Origin of the sequence: Pseudarthrobacter sp. PvP004 (assembly GCF_017876035.1) — a bacterium.
Taxonomy (GTDB): Bacteria; Actinomycetota; Actinomycetes; order Actinomycetales; family Micrococcaceae; genus Arthrobacter; species Arthrobacter aurescens_A.
Genome location: NZ_JAGINL010000001.1, coordinates 3,881,673 through 3,900,292 on the forward strand (window position 1 = coordinate 3,881,673; position 18,620 = coordinate 3,900,292).

20 protein-coding genes are annotated in these 18,620 nt (G+C 65.2%); 8 read left to right on the forward strand and 12 right to left on the reverse strand.

All coding sequences use genetic code 11. The annotated features are described in order from the left end of the window. Positions 1 to 102: 102 nt before the first annotated feature. The 6 genes from J3A64_RS17585 to J3A64_RS17610 all read left to right on the forward strand — a co-directional run bounded on the left by J3A64_RS17585 (position 103) and on the right by J3A64_RS17610 (position 4,540). The gene (locus J3A64_RS17585; protein WP_014920365.1) at positions 103 to 591 is read left to right on the forward strand and encodes an inorganic diphosphatase; all 489 of its coding nucleotides are present in this window, start codon (positions 103 to 105) and stop codon (positions 589 to 591) included. Positions 592 to 790: 199 nt separating this feature from the next. Then, entirely contained in the window at positions 791 to 1,804 is a 1,014-nt protein-coding gene (locus tag J3A64_RS17590) for a hypothetical protein (RefSeq protein WP_210065133.1), read from the forward strand. Beyond that, complete coding sequence (locus J3A64_RS17595; RefSeq protein WP_210065135.1) at positions 1,801 to 2,577, forward strand: hypothetical protein; 777 nt, start codon at positions 1,801 to 1,803, stop codon at positions 2,575 to 2,577. Before J3A64_RS17590 ends, J3A64_RS17595 begins: the two co-directional genes overlap by 4 nt. Positions 2,578 to 2,624: 47 nt before the next feature. Continuing rightward, entirely contained in the window at positions 2,625 to 3,260 is a 636-nt protein-coding gene (locus J3A64_RS17600) for a hypothetical protein (RefSeq protein WP_210065137.1), read from the forward strand. Continuing rightward, positions 3,247 to 3,882, forward strand: coding sequence for a hypothetical protein (locus J3A64_RS17605; RefSeq protein ID WP_210065139.1), 636 nt, complete (start codon positions 3,247 to 3,249; stop codon positions 3,880 to 3,882). Before J3A64_RS17600 ends, J3A64_RS17605 begins: the two co-directional genes overlap by 14 nt. Positions 3,883 to 3,940: 58 nt before the next feature. Next, positions 3,941 to 4,540: a hypothetical protein gene (locus tag J3A64_RS17610; RefSeq protein WP_210065141.1), complete on the forward strand. Its 600-nt coding sequence runs from the start codon at positions 3,941 to 3,943 to the stop codon at positions 4,538 to 4,540. Positions 4,541 to 4,622: 82 nt separating this feature from the next. Here the strand turns inward: J3A64_RS17610 and J3A64_RS17615 are convergent, their stop codons facing one another. From J3A64_RS17615 to J3A64_RS17625, 3 genes are read right to left on the reverse strand one after another with little or no spacing between them, the layout of a single operon-like run. After that, a complete protein-coding gene (locus tag J3A64_RS17615; RefSeq protein ID WP_011772901.1) occupies positions 4,623 to 5,219 on the reverse strand; it encodes a DUF3618 domain-containing protein in 597 nt (198 codons plus the stop codon). Further along, on the reverse strand, positions 5,216 to 5,647 hold the full coding sequence (locus J3A64_RS17620) for a phage holin family protein (RefSeq protein WP_210065142.1): 432 nt from the start codon (positions 5,645 to 5,647) through the stop codon (positions 5,216 to 5,218). Before J3A64_RS17620 ends, J3A64_RS17615 begins: the two co-directional genes overlap by 4 nt. Then, entirely contained in the window at positions 5,644 to 6,576 is a 933-nt protein-coding gene (locus J3A64_RS17625; RefSeq protein WP_238324459.1) for a hypothetical protein, read from the reverse strand. Before J3A64_RS17625 ends, J3A64_RS17620 begins: the two co-directional genes overlap by 4 nt. A 183-nt stretch (positions 6,577 to 6,759) precedes the next feature. Between J3A64_RS17625 and J3A64_RS17630 the strand changes: the two genes are divergently transcribed. Further along, entirely contained in the window at positions 6,760 to 7,842 is a 1,083-nt protein-coding gene (locus J3A64_RS17630; RefSeq protein WP_238324457.1) for an aromatic acid exporter family protein, read from the forward strand. A 3-nt stretch (positions 7,843 to 7,845) separates the two neighbouring features. On the opposite strand, the gene J3A64_RS17635 is transcribed toward J3A64_RS17630, so the two are convergent. Both J3A64_RS17635 and rfaE2 read right to left on the reverse strand, forming a co-directional pair. Further along, the gene (locus J3A64_RS17635) at positions 7,846 to 8,880 is read right to left on the reverse strand and encodes an NAD-dependent epimerase/dehydratase family protein (protein ID WP_043469579.1); all 1,035 of its coding nucleotides are present in this window, start codon (positions 8,878 to 8,880) and stop codon (positions 7,846 to 7,848) included. Positions 8,881 to 8,890: 10 nt separating this feature from the next. Beyond that, positions 8,891 to 10,468, reverse strand: coding sequence for a D-glycero-beta-D-manno-heptose 1-phosphate adenylyltransferase (gene rfaE2, locus J3A64_RS17640; RefSeq protein WP_210065144.1), 1,578 nt, complete (start codon positions 10,466 to 10,468; stop codon positions 8,891 to 8,893). Positions 10,469 to 10,626: 158 nt separating this feature from the next. On the opposite strand from rfaE2, the gene J3A64_RS17645 reads away from it, so the two are divergent. Beyond that, entirely contained in the window at positions 10,627 to 11,802 is a 1,176-nt protein-coding gene (locus J3A64_RS17645; protein WP_286176381.1) for a glycosyltransferase family 9 protein, read from the forward strand. Here J3A64_RS17645 and J3A64_RS17650 read toward each other — a convergent pair. The 7 genes from J3A64_RS17650 to J3A64_RS17680 are packed head-to-tail and all read right to left on the reverse strand — an operon-like array spanning position 11,768 to position 18,576. Further along, positions 11,768 to 12,463: an SDR family oxidoreductase gene (locus J3A64_RS17650; protein WP_011772894.1), complete on the reverse strand. Its 696-nt coding sequence runs from the start codon at positions 12,461 to 12,463 to the stop codon at positions 11,768 to 11,770. The genes J3A64_RS17645 and J3A64_RS17650 overlap by 35 nt on opposite strands. 31 nt (positions 12,464 to 12,494) lie before the next feature. Further along, positions 12,495 to 13,904, reverse strand: a complete 1,410-nt coding sequence (locus J3A64_RS17655) for a PfkB family carbohydrate kinase (RefSeq protein ID WP_210065148.1) — start codon at positions 13,902 to 13,904, stop codon at positions 12,495 to 12,497. After that, a complete protein-coding gene (locus J3A64_RS17660; protein WP_307807228.1) occupies positions 13,901 to 14,533 on the reverse strand; it encodes an SIS domain-containing protein in 633 nt (210 codons plus the stop codon). The genes J3A64_RS17655 and J3A64_RS17660 overlap by 4 nt, the downstream gene beginning before the upstream one ends. Before the next feature lie 56 nt (positions 14,534 to 14,589). Continuing rightward, entirely contained in the window at positions 14,590 to 15,858 is a 1,269-nt protein-coding gene (locus J3A64_RS17665; RefSeq protein WP_014920357.1) for a glycosyltransferase, read from the reverse strand. Then, positions 15,855 to 16,940 carry a glycosyltransferase gene (locus tag J3A64_RS17670; protein ID WP_210065152.1) on the reverse strand — a complete coding sequence of 362 codons (1,086 nt, stop codon included), beginning with the start codon at positions 16,938 to 16,940 and terminating at the stop codon, positions 15,855 to 15,857. The genes J3A64_RS17665 and J3A64_RS17670 overlap by 4 nt, the downstream gene beginning before the upstream one ends. Beyond that, positions 16,937 to 18,025, reverse strand: coding sequence for a glycosyltransferase family 9 protein (locus J3A64_RS17675; protein ID WP_011772889.1), 1,089 nt, complete (start codon positions 18,023 to 18,025; stop codon positions 16,937 to 16,939). Before J3A64_RS17675 ends, J3A64_RS17670 begins: the two co-directional genes overlap by 4 nt. After that, positions 18,022 to 18,576, reverse strand: coding sequence for an HAD-IIIA family hydrolase (locus J3A64_RS17680; RefSeq protein WP_210065154.1), 555 nt, complete (start codon positions 18,574 to 18,576; stop codon positions 18,022 to 18,024). The genes J3A64_RS17675 and J3A64_RS17680 overlap by 4 nt, the downstream gene beginning before the upstream one ends. Between the last annotated feature and the right edge of the window lie 44 nt (positions 18,577 to 18,620).

The window sequence follows — 18,620 nt, forward strand, 5'->3', positions numbered from 1 at the left end:
TTCAAGAAACCCGGGCCTCTCGCTATATCCTCAATAGTAGTCGGCGGCGCCGGCGGCGCTTTTGCCTGCCGCGCCCCACCCACACCCGTCAAGGAGCATTCCATGAAGCACGACGTGACCATCGAGATCCCCAAGGGATCGCGCGTCAAGTACGAAGTTGACCACGAAACCGGCCGTGTCCGCCTGGACCGCGTCCTGTTCACCTCCATGCAGTACCCCACGCACTACGGTTTCTTCGAGAACACCCTGGGCGAAGACGGCGACCCGCTGGACGCTTTGGTTCTCCTGCAGGACTTCGATCTGCACCCGGGCGTCATCGTGGAATCCCGCCCTATCGGCGTCTTCAACATGACCGACGACGGCGGCGGAGACGCCAAGGTCCTCTGCGTCCCCGTTGACGCACGTTTCGACCACATCCAGGAAGTCAGCGACGTCAGCGAATTCCTGGTCAAGGAAATCGAGCACTTCTTCACGCGCTACAAGGACCTGGAGCCCGGCAAGTGGGTCAAGGCTGAAGGCTGGGGCGACCGCGCCGCTGCCGAAGCCGAGCTGGAAGCTTCCATCAAGCGCTTCTCCGCCGAAGGCCACTGATTTTCGCGGCCTTCAACGCCTGACGCTCGACGGCGGCTGGTGCGGTTCCCTCGGAACCTCACCGGCCGCCGTCGTTCTTTAACGGTTTATGCACATGGGCATGTCTCCCCATCGCGGCAGTTGACGGGTCCGCCTAGGCTGGGACGAGACTTTTCGATGCATGTTCACAGGTTCGATGCATATTCACAGGGGGTTCCATATGGCTGGGTTCTATGGCGCGGACATCGCGCAGCTTCGCAGTCTGGCGGGTGTGATGGGCAAAGCTGCCGACGCCATCAGTTTGCAAAGCACGCAGTTGTCCAACGCGATCAACTCCACCACGGCGTGGCAGGGCCGGGACGCCACGCTGTTCAAGGGCGACTGGAACAGCCAACACCGGCAGAGCCTCGTGAAGGCCGCCAACATGCTGCGCGAAAATGCGAGCCAGCTAAAGAAGCACGCCAACCAGCAGGAGTTCGCCAGCCACAATGATGGTTCAGGCACCTCGGTTGGTGTCCTCAAGGACGTCTACGACACCGCCATGGGCGCGAAGGGCGCGATCAGTCCGCTGGTAGCCGCCGTCAGGTACGTTCTGCCCGTCAAGCCACTGCCCAACGGCGTCATCGATCCCCGGCATGTGAGGTACGGCAAGACCAAGGAGATCCTGACCAACTGGCGTGCCGGCGGGACCGTCCTGAGGGACGGGATCACGGCCCTTCGCAACGGCGAAAAGGTCACGGATGTCATTACCGACCTCAAAGCCAACATCCCTTACAGCCAGGCTTTCCAGGAAGCCAGCAAATTCTCCAAGGGCCTGCGCATCGCAGGGGCTTTGGCAGCACCGCTGAACATCGTGGGCGGCATCAGCGACATGATCAACCCGCAGCATGACGGCTGGCGCGGCACGGGCGACCGCGTGGCCGGCGGCCTGTCCGTGGTGGGCGGCGTGGGCAGCATCATGCTCATGACCGCTGGCGGCGCAGCCCTGCTGGGCCCGATTGGTGCGCCGATTGTGATTGGTGCCGGGCTTGTTGCCGGGGCCTGGGCCTTGGGTAACCTGGTGGCCGACAACTGGGACTCCATCAGCAACTTTGCCCGTAACCCTGGCAGCTACATCGCCGATGGCGCCAAGGAAGTGGCGGGCTTCGCGAAAGATGTAGGCAGTAAGGTGGCAGATGGGGTCAGTGACGCCGCCAAATCAGTCGGGAACTTTGTCGGAGGGATATTCGGATGACCGCCAGCACCATGAATTGGACCGAACGGGACGTGCAGGCAGCGGCCAAGGTCCTGGCGTCGGCCAGCGCAACCGGCGCGCCCTTACCCACGCTGACCGACGAAGAAGTTGTGGCCCTGGATGGCGTGCAGCACGAACAGTTGGTGGCCCTGCCCTGGCTATCTGCCCAGGACGCAAGCAAGGAACTGATGTGCGCCGTAGCCTTGCGCGGACTGCTCGCCAAGGAACTCGTTTACCCGGTGATCTTCGAAGGTGAAGCCGAGCCTTCGCGTTTGCACGCCACCGAAGAAATCACCGGCGCCCTTACCCTGCGCCGCAGTGGCAGCAGCGTTGTTTCCGTGGAACGCACGGTGTCCACGGGAAAGCGCTGGCTCTACAGCTATCTCCACGACGACGGCGTGCTGCTCGAAGAAGTGGATGAAGGCGGCCTGCATGGCTTCACCGTCATAACCCGCGACCAACTGGCCCAGCGCCTCGCCGAATTCGTTGACCCGGAAAAGGCCGCCGTACGCGATACCTATCCCACTGGTTACACGGAAGCCCAGTTCGAGGAACACGCAGCAACTGCCTTGGCGGATACCCTGGCCGCGAGTACCGTGGTGGCCTTCAACTCGGACACTAACGAGTTCCCCACCATCACCGTTTACACCGGCCCGTCGGGCGTCCATGTGCTGACCCCGCAGGTTGACGGCGACTCGGTGTCTTTGGAGCTGAAGGAAACGTCCGCGGCCTCGCTGGCCGGCGTCCTCGGTGGTCTGGCCGGACTGGCCTGACGCTCCGCACCCAAGCCCGTACACCGCCGTCGAGCCGAAAGCCCCAGATGAGCACTCCGAAGTCCACCACCCTCACCGGTCTGCTTGACGCTGTCAACGGCCGCCCCGTTCGCCGCCATCCTGAGACCGGCGCGTACTTCGTCAAGGCGTCCGGAGGCGCGCACTTCTGGGGCCGCGTACTGGATGCCCTGGTGTTCCTGGTTGGCTACGCGGTTTTGGCCGTGATCCTGGCCGTTGCGCGGGAATCCATGATGAACAGCGGCTCAGCGCTCGGATACAACGATGGTTTGTGGCTGACGCTCTACGTTGTCCTGTGGTTCGTGGGGTTGTTTGCCTACGGCATGATCTGGGGATCCGTGGGCAGTGTGGGCGACGCCGCCGCCGGCATGCGCTCCGTGCGGATCAAGAACGGTACGACGGCGGGAGCGTGGCTGGGCGGTTGGCGCGCCATCTGCTGGTCCTTCTTCCCGTTCTTCGTGGTGATGCTCATTGCCTCCGCAGTGAGTGGCGGCGGTGACGACACGTGGGAGCCGAAGTTTGCGGCCATTGACCGGCGCTCTGGCATCGCCCAAGGCCAGCAGCCCGTCCCGGACCCCAAGGTGGTTGCCGCGGAACAGGCAGCCGAAGCGGAACGCCGGAACATGCCAAACCTCTACGGCCAGCGTCCGGATGCGCGGCCGTAACTGGCTGGTTCGCCGGGTGGAGCGCAGGCTCGGGCCTGAGCTCGGTGGGCTGCGCCATGTCGCTTCCTCCCGCAGGGTCTTCTGGAAGGCGCTGATTCCTTGTTTGGTGGTGGGGTTCGTGTTCGGGACCATCGCAGAATTCGTCAGCCCCATTCGTTCAACCCGGGAAGCCGGACATTTCAGCGACCCCACACTGTTCATCACCGTGAGCATCCTCACCGGCTTGTTGCTGTGGTCCATGACCCTCCTGGGAAGCTTCCGGAAATTGCTGGTGTTTGACCGCGGGGCGGTGGCCAAGTACTCCCAAAAGCACACCATGGTGGTGATTCCCTGGAGTGACATCGTGCCCGGGAGCATCAAGGCGGTGACCACGGCTGACGGCAGTGATCCCGACCGCCGCATGGTGGCACGCCAGAAGGTTTCGCTGGGAGCCGGCGGACGTAATGCACTGGTTTTCCAAGCCCGTGACACCCACTGGGTGTTTGCCTCCGACGAGGACCCGCAGCCGCTGGTCATCGCGATCCGGGAATGCCTGCGTGACGCGGGAATGGATGATGCTGTGCGCGCCACGGCAGGTGCGCTGCCCGCCGTCGTATTGACCGGACGTACGGCGCTTGACTGAACTGCAGGGGAATTTTGCCCTTGCAGACCCGCTACCAGCCGGTAGCATGTGATCCACTATGTTCACTCTCACCATCAACCAACGCGACAGCCGCCGCGACGGCGATCTTGTGCCGCAGCTGCTCAAGGACCTGCGGCACATTCCTGCGCGGCTCGACTTTGACCGCTCGGTTGAGGATGAAGTGCAAGGCATTGTCGAATGCAGCCACCAAGCCGTGGACACAGCCCTGATCGCGCTCCGGACCGGCCAGTGGTACGTGGGAATCGGCGTGGGACCAATTAATGAGCCCCTACCCAACTTGGTCAAGGACGCTTCGGGGCATGGCCTCGTATATGCCCGCCGGGCAGTCGACAGGCTGCGGAACGGCAAGGAACGTGTCCCCGTCGCAGTGGACGGCCCCCTGACAGCCCTTGCTTCGGAGGCCGAGGCCGTGCTGCGGCTCCTCGGACACATCGTGCAACACCGGAGCACGGCGGAATGGCGGGTACTGGACCTGCTCACGCCCGGCGTCCGGGGCCAGCAGAAAGCGGTCGCCCAGGAGCTCGGCATCACTACCCAGGCCGTGAGCAAGGCCTTGGCACGGGCTCAATGGTCCGAGGAACACGCGGCCCGTCCTGCTGCAGCCCGCTTGCTGCAGATGATTCTCGAAGTGCGCTGAAACAGCAACTGACTCGCAGTTGTGGTTGTTATGGGGCTCCAAAACAACCACAACTGCGAGTCAGTTGTGTACAACGGGCAACTTACTGGTTGCTGACGTTATCCTTGGCCGTCTGTGCCCGGTCCTGGACGTCGGCGGCGGCTGCCTGGCCCTCGTCCTTGACGTTGGCTGCGGCTTCCGTGGCGCTGTCCTTGACGTTCTGCATCGCATCCTGAGCGGGCTCGCGAAGGTGCTCAGCGACTTCTTGGGCCGCATGGCTCAGCTCGTCGGTCAGGGGCTGGGCTGCTTCCTTGACGGCCTGGGCAGCTTCGCGCTCCTTTTCCGAGGCCGGGAACAGCGAGGACACCAGCAAGCCGGCGCCGAACGCGATCAGGCCTGCGGCGATCGGGCTGCCTTGGGCCTTCCGCGTGATCACCTGCGGGGCATCGCCCAGGTCCGAGACGGCGCCGGAAACGTTGCTGGCCACGCCGGAAACAGCGTCCCCGGCACGGTGTGCAGCGTTCCCTGCAGCATCGCTGACGTCGTCGCGGGCGCCGAACACAGCGGTCTTGATCTTGTCCACCCTGCGATTGACGATGTGCGAGGGCGTGACCTTGTCCGCCACGGCATCAACGTTGGTACTGAGCCGCCGGCGAGTTTCTTCGATATCGGCGCGCAGGGCGTCGGGGTTCTGCGTCATCGTGTCTCCTCAGTGTTCGGTTTCAAAGCGGGGGGTATTTCTTTGACCGTCTCGGCGGTCTGCGGCATGCCCTTGATGGTGTTGATTTCCTTGCGGCCCTTGGCTGCCAAAACTGCTGCAACGATGCCCCAGATGACCGCGACAATAACGGCGGACCATCCCAAGCCAACAAGCTGGCCCAAAGCCCACCAAAGGGCAATGGACAGGAACAGCACGGTGATGTGGCCGGCGTATGCAGCTCCGCCAAGCATTCCCGCGCCCTTGCCGGCCTTGGTGGCGGACTCCTTCAGCTCCGCCTTGGCCAGCTCCACTTCCTGGCGCATCAACGTGGAAACGTCGCGCGTCAGGTCGCTCAGGAGCTCACCGAGGGGAAGGGTCTCCGCCTTCACGTGGGCTTCTGTGGGAGGCAAATCGGCGGGACTGCTCATCGGTGACCTCCATACTGGGGGTCATCGGGATCGAGCGGTCCTGCCAGCGGGTCGCCTTGGGCCTTAACGCCACCGGCCTCGGTCTCCGGGTAAGGAAGGGTGGACCCGTCGTAGCCACCCGTGGTGCCTGCGTCGTAGCCGGTGGTGGTGGCCGAACCGTATCCGGCGGTGGTTGCCGTCGGTCCGGGGAGGTCCACTGCCGGAGGAGTTACCGCGCCGCCCTGGGTCGGGTAGTAAACGGCGCGAGGCGTCTCCGTGGTGGCGGGCGTTCCGCTCGCGGAGGCCGCGTCGGAGGCATTGCCTGCCATGCCCCGGCCAAGACGGCCGGCGAGTACACCGGCGCCGGCAGCCAGCAGCAGGAAGGTTCCTGGCTTGCGGCGTGCGAAGCCCTTGACTTCATCCAGCAGCGAGCCGGGATCCCGGCCTTCCAACCACTGGGCAACGGAGGAGGAGCGCTGGGCTGCCTGCTGGACCAAGTCCGTGGCAACACCACCGTTTTCAGTCGAGTTGGCCATGGTGGAAAGTTCGTCGGAAATGGACCGCAAACCTTCGGCAACACGCTGCTGCTGGGCCTGGGCCTGTTCGCTCAGCTCACCCTTGGTCTGCGTCAGCAGTTGGCGGGCATTTACCTTGACTTCATGGGCCACGTGTCCGGCCTCGGTCTTGGCGGTGTCCACGACTCCGCCCGCGGCGTCACTTACGGCGCCTGCTACGCCCGCAGCTTCTTCCTTGGCGGTATCCACCTTGCCGGAGCTGTCGGAACCGGTTCCCGAACCAGCGGGAGTTCCACTGATTCCGGTGGTTCCAGCAGTTTGAGTCTCAACATCGGCCGAGTCCAGGTAGTTTCCCGTGAACGGTTCGGTGCCTGCATGGGCACCGGTGTTTGGCGCCGCGAAGCTTCCGTCCTGCGGCGATTTGCTCTCAGTCATTATCGCTCTCTTTCCACAGTTGGCAGGCTGCGGACAGCAGCCGGGATAGTAAGTATCGTTACTATCAATGGGTGTGTACCCGCTAACCAAGGTTCTAATCACCACAATTTCCAAAAGATGCTGTAGCCCACTTTCGGCTTTCTCCGCTCGACAGGTGGAGCCAGACCTGCCAACGTTGGGTTGATGAGCCAAATGCCCTTAAGGCGACGGCTGATTCCCGCGCTTCGAAAAACCATCACACGCCACCGCCTCCTCTTCGCTGCGAAAACAGCAGTCGCAGCGGGACTGGCCTGGTATTTGGCGCCCTTCATGCCCGGGTCTGCCGCCGAGTATCCGTATTACGCCCCACTGGGCGCCTTGGTCAGCATGCACCCCACTGTGGCGGATTCCGCCAAGCATGGGCTGCAAAGCCTGGCCGGACTGGTCCTAGGCATCGGGATGGCCTTCGCCATCACCACCGTGGCCGCCCCGACTGCCCTGGCTGTTGCGGTGGTGGTGGGGCTCGGCGTCCTCATAGGCGGACTTCCCCGGCTAGGGACGGCGTCCGAGTGGATTCCCATGGCCGCACTGTTCGTGCTGGTGCTAGGAGACTCCAACGCTGAGGGATTCTCTTTTGCGTACGTTCTGCAGATGGCCCTGGGCGTGGCCGTAGGCTTCGCTGTGAACTGGCTGGTCTTCCCGCCCCTGCACCTGGAGGACATCGATCCCGCCATCGCAGGTCATCAGGAAGCTTTATCCCGGCAACTCAAGGACATGGCCCGAGCAATGGAGGAGTCCTGGCCGCCCAATCATGAGGCCTGGGCAAGCCGCAGCGACGAACTCTCACTCACCGCGGCAGCTGTGCGGACGGCGGTGCACCAAGCTGAGCTGAGCGCCAAAGCAAATCCCCGGTCCCGCCGTCGTGCAACCCGCCTTCCCGGCGACCTCGCTGGTTTGCGGACCCTTGAACGCCTCACCTTCCACGTCCAGGACATCACCGATGTCCTGGCCAGCGCCATCTGGGAAAAAGACGCGGGCACGGTGATCCCGGATGCCGTGGTGGGCAACCTTTCCGAGGCCCTGGAGGCGACCGCAGCCGTGATTGATCATTGGCGCGACGCCGAGAACGGTGAGCTGGCCAATCGCTTGGCGCGAGCTAAGGACAGCATCACGGCGCTCAGCAACGCAGTGGCAGAGGCCGCAGCCGATCAGTCCTCTGTAAATGCACCAGCGTCAGTCGCCATGAGCCTGCGCCGTATTCTTACCGTGGTGTTGTCGGCCGAGTAAAGGCTAGCGCGGCGTCAGCGGCGGCGAGCCCTTCCGGCCCTTGCCCGCGCCGATCCCGTCCAGCATTTCCGCCAGCGACTCCAACGACGAATGCTTGGGCGACCAGCCCAAAAGAGTGTGCGCCCGGGCTGTATCCATGATGGGCGCGTTGGCCGCCATGTCCACCCAACCACCGTCGGTCACCTGCAGCCGGAGTCGCCAACTGACCTCGACGACGGCGCGCAGCACCGGAAGCGGGAACGGCATCACCCGCCGGGCGTTGAAAATCCACGCCAAGGCGTTGGGGTCGATGACCGGCTCGGCGGCGATGTTGTAAGCACCTTCCGCTCTGCGCTCCAACACACGCCAGTAGGCATCAGCGACGTCAGCAGTGTGGACGGCCTGGAACACCATCTCCTTGGGGATGGCAAGCAGCGGCAGCCACGGCTTACGCGGAACCAGGCGAGGCAAAACCCGTCCCAGGAAGTAGCGGCCAACCTCACTGCCGCCGCCTGCGCTGAACATCAGCGCGGGGCGCAGCCGGGCCACCACAATATCCGGGTTCTCCTTGGCGAAACCGTCCAGGAGCCTTTCCTGTGCCGCCTTGTCCGCGCTGTAATGCGAACTGCGGATGCCACCCGTTGGCCACCCTTCCTTGGTCCGTTGGTCCTTGGGAGCCGGCGAGTACGCTCCAACGGATGATGCGCACACGATGTGCCCCACTCCGGCCTTGCGGGCGGCGGCCAGCACGTGGGCTGTCCCGGCCACATTGGTCCGGCGGAGCATCTCCCGGTTGTGGTTCGGCTGGATCAGCCACGCCAGATGAACCAGCGCATCGGCGCCTGCCAAAGCTTCTTCCAGGGCGGGTTGATCCTCAGCGGCGCTGATGTCCAGGGTGTGCCAATCCACTCCGTGATACGGGGCGGCATCCTGATCAGGTTGCCGCCGGACGACACCCACCAGCTCCAAGTCCGCGCCCTCTTCCGAACGTGCCCTCTGGAGCCGTTTCAGCAGCTCCGTACCGCCGTGTCCTGTTGCACCGATGATCACAATACGCATGTCTGCTTCCTCAGCTCTGCGGGGTTTCGCCCGTGGAACGGATGCGTTCCAATACCGCTGTGGTGGAGTGTTCGGGCACGTAATCCAGGATGGTCACGGTGCCGCCGTAGCGTTCCACGGCTTCGGTTTCCTGGAGCATCTCCGGTGTGTAATCGCCGCCTTTGGCATAGACATCCGGCCGCAGGAGATCTATGAGCGGTATGGGAGTCGGGGTATCGAAAACCGTGACATGGTCCACGCAGCTCAGTGCGGCGATGACTGCCGCGCGGTCGGCCTCGTGGTTGACCGGCCGGTCCGGGCCCTTGAGTTTCCGCACGGAGGAATCGCTGTTCAGCGCGACCACCAACACGTCACCCAATTGCTTGGCTTGGTTGAGGTACCGCGTATGGCCGCGGTGGAGGACATCGAAGCACCCGTTGGTCAGCACAATCCGTTTGCCTTCCCGGCGGTGCTCATCCACCTGCCGGGCCAACTCTTCATCCGTCAGTGCAGTATCGGCGAACCCCCGCAGGTGCTTTGCCAGTTCTTCAGTGGTGCAAACGGAGGTACCTGGCCGATGGACGACGACATCGGCTGCCGCCTGAGCCAGGTTCACGCTGGTGGTCAGCGGCAATCCCGCGGCCCGGGCGATCGTCAACGCGGCCACGAAAGTGTCGCCGGCGCCCGAGGCCTGCTTCTCCGCCTGGGGCCGCGCCCAGGTCCGGTGGGTTGCCGGCTTCTGCGAGGTGTCGTTACGCCGGATCGTCAAGGTCCCTTCCCGGTCCAAAGTCACGACGACGGCGGCCGCACCTGAGGCGCGCAGGAGCTGGTCCGCGTGTGCTTCCACGAAGGGACACCTGGCAGCCCCTCCGGGGAACTCCGTCCCGAGCAACCTGGCGGCTTCCTGCGCATTGGGGGTAGAGAGGTCAGGCCTGAGCTGTGCCCAGCGTCCTGGATAGTGGGCGTCCACTACTAGCAGGGTGTCCTGCCGGGCATTGGAAGAGCGGGCCTCCACGGAATCCGGGCCGTCGTTTCCGGGACCCAGGTGATGGAAAATTGCGTCCCGCACCGCCCCGTCCAAAGCTCCCGCTCCGTAGTCGCAGAGAACCACGGCTGACGAGGTTCGGAGTGCTTCGGGGATGGCAGCGGCCATCTGGCGGAGGCCATCAGCGGGGACCTCCGTGGCGGCGTCGTCCAAACGCAGCATCACCTGCCCGCCGCTGCTCACGCGGAATTTGGTGGTGGTGGTCATACCCTCATGGGCGACGACGTGAGATACGTCCACTCCCGCCGAGCTGAGCTGCTCAAGGAGCTTATGGCCTCCGGAGTCCTGCCCCACCAGTGAAACGAAACGAACGTCCGCCCCCATCGCGGCGAGGTTCATCGCCGTATTGGCGGCACCTCCCGGGGCGAAGTCGCGGCGCTGGACCTGGACCACGGGGGCCGGGGCTTCGCGGCAGAACCGGTCAATGGTTCCATCCCACCAGCCATCCAGGATGGAATCTCCGATGACCGTCACCACAGGACGTTCCTCGGCCAAGCGACCTGGCAACCAGTCAGCCAAGCCTTCTTGATTGGCCAGGCCTTCTTGATTGGATAGGCGTGCCATGGGGTACCTTCCGGTTGGGCTTACAGTTTCCTGTTCCCCTCAGGTACCCCGCGGCACGGGCTTCACACGCCGAACCCGGGAGTTTCCGCCCGGAATCACTGCGGCCTCGGAGCTACGGAAGAGCCAGACCGCAGCATTGGCAGCGAAAGGAATCATCCATGGAGAAACCGCTGACGAATCCGAGCCCCGGCGTTGGCCCCGTGCTGGAAAAGTTCAATGACGTCAAGCGAATCGCGGTCCTCAGGGGCGGCGGTTTGGGAGACCTGATCTACACCTATCCCGCCCTCACTGCGTTGAAGAACGCGTACCCCGATGCCACCATCACGCTTCTGGGAACTCCGGTCCATGCGGCCGTGGTGGCTGCGATGGACGGTCCGGTTGACGACGTCCAGATGCTGCCCGTTGCGCGGGGCGTCCACGATGGCCCCCGAAACGGGGAGCGCTTCGAGGATGATGCGGAGGACGTGGCGGAGCAAGAGGCCTTTTTCGAGGCCATGCGCGCCAAGAAGTTCGATGTCGCGTTGCAGATGCACGGCGGAGGGCGTTTCTCCAACCCTTTCCTGCTCCGCCTGGGTGCACGGCATTCCGTGGGCACGCGCACCAGGGACGCTGAGCGGTTGGAACGGAACCTGGACTATGTCTACTACCAGAACGAGCCGGACCGCTGGCTGGAGCTCGCAGGCCTGGCAGGAGCTCCGCCGATCGTTGCGCCTCCCCTGCGCCCGCGGCCGGAACACCACCGGAACATCGCGGGATTCAGGGACCCCCAGCGGAGATCGCTGGTGGTGGTTCACCCTGGTGCCACCGATCCGCGGAGGCGGTGGCCGGCGTCGTACTTCGCTGAAGCGGTGACCGCAGCAGCAGCCGTAGGAGCGCAGGTGTTGATAGTGGGCGACAGCTCCGAGAAGGCGCTGACGCAGGAAGTCGAGGAGCTTGCGGTTCGCCAACTCGCGGAAGAGGACCGGATGGCCGTGCGCTCCGTGGCTGGGGAACTGGACATCGGAGACTTGGCTGCGCTCCTGGCGGATGCCACGGTGATGCTCGCCAGCGACAGCGGTCCCCGGCACCTGGCCCAAGCAGTGGGGACGCCGACGGTGGGGATTTATTGGGTGGGCAACGCGTTCAATGCCGGCCCGCGGGGGCGGAGCTTGCACCGTGTCCATATGTCGTGGGTGACCCGGTGCCCGGCATGCGGGGCGGATGTGACCCAAGTGGGATGGACTGCACCGCACTGCGGCCACGACGACACGCTCATCAGGGGTATCGCCGTGGCCGACGTTGTTCAGGACGTCCTGGACCTTACGGCCACGAGCCTTCTTCTGCGGGGCAAATAAGGAGTTCGCGGACCTCGCTGCCGAACGGCTGGGAGAGGGCGAACACCACCGCCTGCGCCACGTTGGCGGGATCGTTGAGCTTGGAATCGTCCTGCGGCTTGTACTGTTCGTCGCGGTCGTCGAAGAAGTGCGTCTTCATGCCGCCCGGGATGATGGTGGTGACGCCGATGACGCCCCCGGTTTCGGCGGCGAGCGCGCGGCTGAAACCGATCACGCCGAACTTCGAGGCGCAGTACGCCGTGGCATCGGGCAGCGCCCGGAGGCCGAGCGTTGAGGCGATAGTGATGGCCCGGCCGCGGGATCCCTTCAGGTACGGCAAGGCCGCACGGATGACGGACACTGTGCCCAGGAGGTTCACTCCGATGACCTTTTCCCATTCCTCTGCCGGTACGTCGCCCAGCTTGCCGCAGCGATCGATGCCTGCCGCCGTCACCACTCCGTCCAGGCCGCCCAGGGTCTCCGCGGCCTCTTTGACGGCTGCTTCCACGGCTTCGCGGTTGGAGACGTCCACTTCCAAGGCCTTGGCGCCGGACACGTTGCTGACGTCGCGGTCGAAGACGAAGGGTGTGCCGCCGGCGTCGCGGATGGCTTCCACGATCGCAGCGCCGAGTCCGGAGCCGCCTCCAGTGACGATGACGCGGCCGGGTGTTTGCGTGTTCATGCGGTTCCTCTCGGTTGATGGTTGCTTGTTGTCAGCTGACTTTGGCCAGTGCTGCCGCCAGCCCGCTGGTGGAGCGTGCCGGGTGGAAGGGCACGGTGACGCACCGCCCTCCCCAACCCGCAACCAGGCGGGCTTCCGGCAATTCTTGGGGGGTGTAGTCGCCACCCTTGACCCAGATATCGGGTCGGATTTCGCTGAGGCAGGCTTCGGGGGTGTCCTCGCCGAAGACCACCACGGCGTCAACGCATTCGAGTGCCAGCAGCAACTCCGCGCGGTCTTCGACGCTGACGATTGGCCGGTGTGCGCCCTTGAGCCGCCGCACGGATTCATCGGAATTCAGGCACACGATGAGGCAATCGCCCATGCTGCGTGCCACGGCCAACGTCCGGGCGTGGCCTGCGTGGAGGAGGTCGAAGCACCCGCCGGTCGCTACCACCGTGCCTCCTCTGCTCCGCACTGCGCGAGCTAGGTGGACGCCGTCAGGGCTCAGGTCTCCGGCGTCAACGAGTTCCAGGCCCTTGAGTTCGACGGCGGGGCTCGCCGCTGGCGCGTCACCCACCACCGCCAGCGACGCCGCTCCGCCAGCTGCCAGGAAGGCCGACGCATCCTCCACTGCCTTGGTGGCTGCTTGCGCGAGTTCCAACCCGAGCCCCAAGTGCACGGCAAGGCTTCCAGCCAGCCGGTCTCCCGCTCCGCAAGGATCGGCGACGTTGGTTTTGGGTGCGGGGATGCCTTGCGCCCGACCACCGGCCGACAGCAGGACCGCCCCGTCCTCGCCCCTCGTCACCAGAACTGCACCACTGCCCCACTTCCCGAGCAGGTAGCGGCCGGCTTCTTCAGCACCCGTGCGGGACAGGTCCAGCCCGCCGGTTGTCGCGGATGCAGTCGCTTCGGCGAGGTTTGGGGTCACGACGGCGACTCCCGCCACGGGTTCGGAACCGGCAGGATGCGGGTCCCACACCACAGGGACGCGGCGGGCTGCTTCTGCGAGCGCGGTACGGATGTCCGGGTTGGTGGTGATTCCCCGGCCATAATCGGCCACAACAACGGCCTCGGCAGAAGCAATGGCAGCCAGCATTTCCGCGGTGCTTAACGGGATCGGAGCAGGATCGCATCCTTCGTCGAAGCGGACCATCGGATGTGTCCCGATGCGCACACGGGTCTTGGTGGGCGTCGGGGCGAGCGGGGCTCCGGCGAGCACGGACACCCCGGTCAGTGCCCGCCTGAGGTGGCTGGCGCCGTCGTCGTTCCCCAACGCGGTGACCAGCGCGACCTCGTGACCGTCGTGCGCGAGGACGGTAGCCACGAGGCCCGCGCCGCCCGCACGACGCCGGATGTCCGCGACGTCGACTACCGGCACCGGCGCGTCGGGGCTGAGCCGGGTGGCGGCCCCGTTGATGTCGACGTCGAGGAGCACGTCACCTACCACCGTGATCCTCATGGTTGACTCCCGCCATGAGTGCTTGCGCGCCGGGCCACCTCGGCATCAAAGGCCCGGCACACGGCGTGGACGGCAATGAGGTGTCCTTCCTGGGCGTTCGCGGCGATGGCGTCCACGGTGATGGCTTGATCGCAGGCCTCGGCGAGCGGGTTGGGGCCTGGGCCCGTGAGTGCCCAGGCGGTGATGCCGCGTTCCCGTGCTGCACGGACGGCTTTGAGCAGGTTGGGGCTGCGGCCACTGGTGGAGAGGAGAATCAGAACGTCGCCGGCACGGCCGTGGGCCCTTACCTGCCGGGCGAAGACTTCCTCGTAGCCGTAGTCGTTGGCGAGCGCAGTGAGGGCGGAGGACTCTGCGTGGAGCGAGATTGCGGAGAACGGTGCGCGTTCTTCATCGAACCTGCCCACCAACTCAGCAGTGAGGTGCTGCGCCTCCGCCGCTGAGCCGCCATTGCCTGCAGCCAGCAATCGTTGGCCGGACAGCAGCCTCTTGGCGAGTTCGGTGCCCCACTCGGATAAGCGTCCTGACTGCGAGCGCAGGGATTCCAGGGCGGGCAGGACGTTGTCCAGGTGGGTGGTGACCTCAGCGTGATGGGTGGAATTGCTCGTGTCCGGGGACCACCGGGCGGGCACGGTATCCGGGACCGCCGACGGGAGCGTGGATTCTTGGGTCACAAGGCCTTTGATAGTCACAGCGCCGTTCCTTCCAATGGTTCCAGCCCTTCGTCAGCTTGCCGTGACAGCCCGGCAGCCAGGACAGATCGGTAGGCCTTCTCGGTGTCCGCGGCTATGCGTTCCCAGGCATAGCGGGAGCGGGCCCGACGGGCGCCGGCACGACCCATGTCGGATCGAAGTCCCGGGTCCGCCAGCAGCTTTGCGAGTGCCTCCGCGAGGGCTTCCGGGTTCCGGGGCGGCACGTGAAGGCCGGTCTTCTGGTCCACTACGGTCTCCCGGAGGCCGCCCACCGCAGCTGCCACCACAGGCACTCCACAGGCCATCGCCTCGAGTGGAACGATGCCGAACGGCTCATACCAAGGGGCGCAGACCACGGCGTCTGCGCTGCGGAAAATTCCGGGCATCGCGTCACGTGGTACCTGACCACGCAGGGTTACGTTGTCCTCGACGCCGAGTTCTTTCGCCAAGGCATGGAGCCTCTGGGCCTCAGGGTCTTCTTCAAGCGTCAGGGCATCGCCGGAACCGCCAACTATCAGCAGTTCCACGTCGTTGAAGCCCGCCTCGGCCAGCAGCGGCAGGGCCTGGATGATCAGGTCCACGCCTTTGCGTTGCACCAGGCGTCCCACACTCAGGATGCGATGCGTGCGGGACTTGGGTTCGGCGTCGGACGTTCCGGGGAACAGAGTGAGGTCCACGCCGCAGGGTGCAATGGAGATCTTGGACCGGCTGATGCCCAAGGCTTTAAGTTCGAAGACCTCGTCGGGGCAGGTCGCGATGACCCAGTCAGCGGCGCGTCCTACCCACGGTTCCAGCCATGCCCTGGCCGGCGGGCTGGTGTCCGCGGCGCCTTGGTGTCTGCGTTTCACCGATCCGAGGGCATGAAAAGTTTGGACCACAGGTACGGGATCGCTAGCTCCTGCACGGCGCGACGCTTGGATGGCAGCGAGCCCGGACATCCAAAAGTGCGCGTGCATCACATCCGGGAGCTGCCCCGCCCAGTCCGCGCAGATCCCGTCGGCCAGCTCTCCCATGAACGGCAACAGCTCATCCTTGGGGATGCGGCGAGCCGGCCCGGCGTCCACGTGCACCACGGTGAGGCCCGGACTTACCTGCACCTTTGCGGGTAGGGCCGGGTCATCACGCCGTGTGTACACGGTGACCTGATGGCCGCGTTCAGCCAGGCTTGAGGAAAGTGCGGCGACGTGGACGTTCTGCCCTCCGGCGTCGACGCCTCCCAAGGCCGCCAGCGGACTGGCGTGCTCAGAGACCATGGAGACTTTCATGGGTGCGTCCTCTCGGTGTCATGGCGGGCATCGGTGTCATGGCTGGCGTCGGTGTCATGGCGGGCGAAAGCTGTGCCTGATTGCGGACGGCTTCCACTGCGCGTGGCCTTGGGAAGTTCGGCCAGGAGTTGATCCCAGGCCCCAAGAAACTTATTCAGTCCGTAGTGTTGCAGCGCGGCCTCGCGGGCGATGATGCCCATGGCGTAGGCGTCGTCAGGGTCGTCCAGCAACCGCCGGGCGAACTTCCGGAGGTCGTCGACGTCGTTGGAGACCAAGCCTGCACCCCGCGGAATAGCGCGGCTCGCCTCTGTGGTGGCCAGTGCCAGGACGGGCATGCCCAGGTGCATGGCTTCCAGGAGTGCCAACCCCAGCGACGTCCAGCGCAGAGGATGAAGGTACAGCCGGCAGCGGGCCAGCTCCTGGTGGAGTTTCGGGGCGGGGACGTCACCGGCGATGCGTAGCCTTTCCTCGCTGAGCCCGGATCCCTTGAGGTTCAGTGCTTCGCGCAAATCCTCTGTCCCCATGCCGAAGACCCGCAGCGGTCCCACACCGGCAAAGCCCGGGAGCAGATCCGTTCCTGTGACCCGTCCACGCCGGACAGGTTCATTGACCACCACGCCCATCTCTTCCTGCTCACCGCTGTACAGGTGTCCCGGGTCTGGAATACCGTGCTCGATCACCGTGGTGGTTGCAGTACCCGTGTCCCAGAAGAGCTGGTTGAAATGCGTTACGTGGACCACGGGGATGGTGCTCTGGTCCGCCAAGGGGTGGAGCGTGAACGGGACGTCGCCCTTGGGGGTGTTGTGCTCCAGGTAGACGGCCGGAAGGTCCACGCCGGGGCGGCGGCCGAGCGCTCGGGCCACTGCCGCGATTTCCTCGGGCCGTTGCAGGACCACTGCGTCCACGCTCCCCGGATCCAGGCTCTCCAGGTCCACTTCCTGCGCGGCGGCAGGCCACTCACGGCCACCTCGCCCCAAGCCCCAGGCGCCGCCGTCGGACGATGTTGGAAGCAGGTACTCATGCCGACCGCGGACGAATGCTTCCATCCATCCGCCGTGGACGTGCCACACCAGGATCCTCATGGTTTCCAGACCTTTCGTCGAGTGGACAGTGAGGACACGCCTCCCAAGAGCCTTTCGACGGCTTCCACCACCTGCTCCGGGGTTACCGAGCTCAGGCAAGGATGTCCGGGGACCGGGCAGACGCGGGCGCGGGTGTTCTTGCAGGCCGCGTCCTGGTCTCCCAACAGTTCAAGGGGGACGCCGTAGGGTGCCCAACGGATGGCTGGAACCACCGGGGCGAACAGGCACACCACAGGCGTGCCTACGGCTGCCGCCAGATGGGCGGGGCCGGTGTTGCCGGTGACCACGACGGCGGCTCCCGCAAGTACCGCTGCGAGCGTCCGGAGGTTGGTTCCGCCGCCGAGGTTCCGGGCGGAGGGGCCCGCCACTGTTGCCGTGAGTGACGTTTCGCCCGGGCCTCCAGTGACCACCACCCTGTGCCCGTACGCTTCAAGGAGTTCCACCGTGGCGGCGTTGTGCAGTGCAGGCCACGCCCGGGCCGGGGCGGCGGCTCCCGGGTGGACCACAATGTATGGGCCTTCATCCGCCAGCTCTTCGGCCAGCCCTTCAGGATCCGGACCGGAGGTGATGCGCAGCTTTCCGTCGTCGCCATTCGGCAGCACGTAACCACCGGCCTCTGCAATGGTGAGCGCCCGGACCACTTCCGGCTGGTCCTCCGGAAAGTCTTCGCCAGGCTTGAGCCGGACGTCCAGGAGTGAGCCCGCATAGTCCGTGGATGCGCCCGTGATTTTTTGAACGCCCGCCAAGCGCAGGAGCAGCGCGAGAGGGAGCGGGGACTGGTGGAAGGACGTCAGGATGACGGCTTCTTCGATCCGGGAACTGCGGACAAAGTCGATCAGCGCGTTGGTCGTTTCTTGCGTCGGGGGCGGTGCCGGGTTCACGATCCACGGGCACGCCCACGTGTGCACTTGGGTGACCCCGGGCAGCATTTCCGCAGCACTCGAGCCTTCAGGGCCGCAGAGCAACACCACGTCGTTGGGGCGGCTGCCATCGGGCCGGCTTCCGTTCGCCACGGCACGCAAGGCAGGTCCCGAAAGGAGGACGTCGCCCATGCTGTCCAACCGGGCTACCAGGACCCGGCTCATACAGGGGCATCCTGTTCGTCCAGCGCCCCGGAGAGCAGAAGCTCCACTGCATGGCCCAGATCCTCGGCAACACTGCTGGCAGCCTCGATCTCTTCACGCCGCGTGACACTGGTCGGCACCAGCACAGCCCTCGCACCCGCCGCGGCGGCGGCTTTCATGTCAGCACCGATGTCGCCAACGAAAGCAGCCTCTCCCGGCGTGATGCCCAAGGCCAGGCAGGCGGCCAATATCATTCCAGGCTCAGGTTTGCGGCAGTGGCAGCGGTCATCGGGTCCGTGCGGACAGAATTCCCACACGTCGAAAGGACCGAGCACCTGCTCCACGCGCTGGTTGACGGAATGCATTTGCTCCAACGTCAACAGCCCACGCGCCACGCCCGACTGGTTGGTCACCACTCCGGTGGCCAGCCCTGCCCGACGTACTTTTTCGAGGGCAGACAAGGCGCCGTCCATGGGCCGCACCAGCTGCGGATCCCCGTTGTAGGGCACGTCAACAACGAGTGTTCCATCGCGGTCAAACAGGACCGCCTTCAACGTTCCGGTTCCTCCCATACCCGCAACGTTCCCCAGTTCCCCGGGCGCTAAACAGTGCGGCC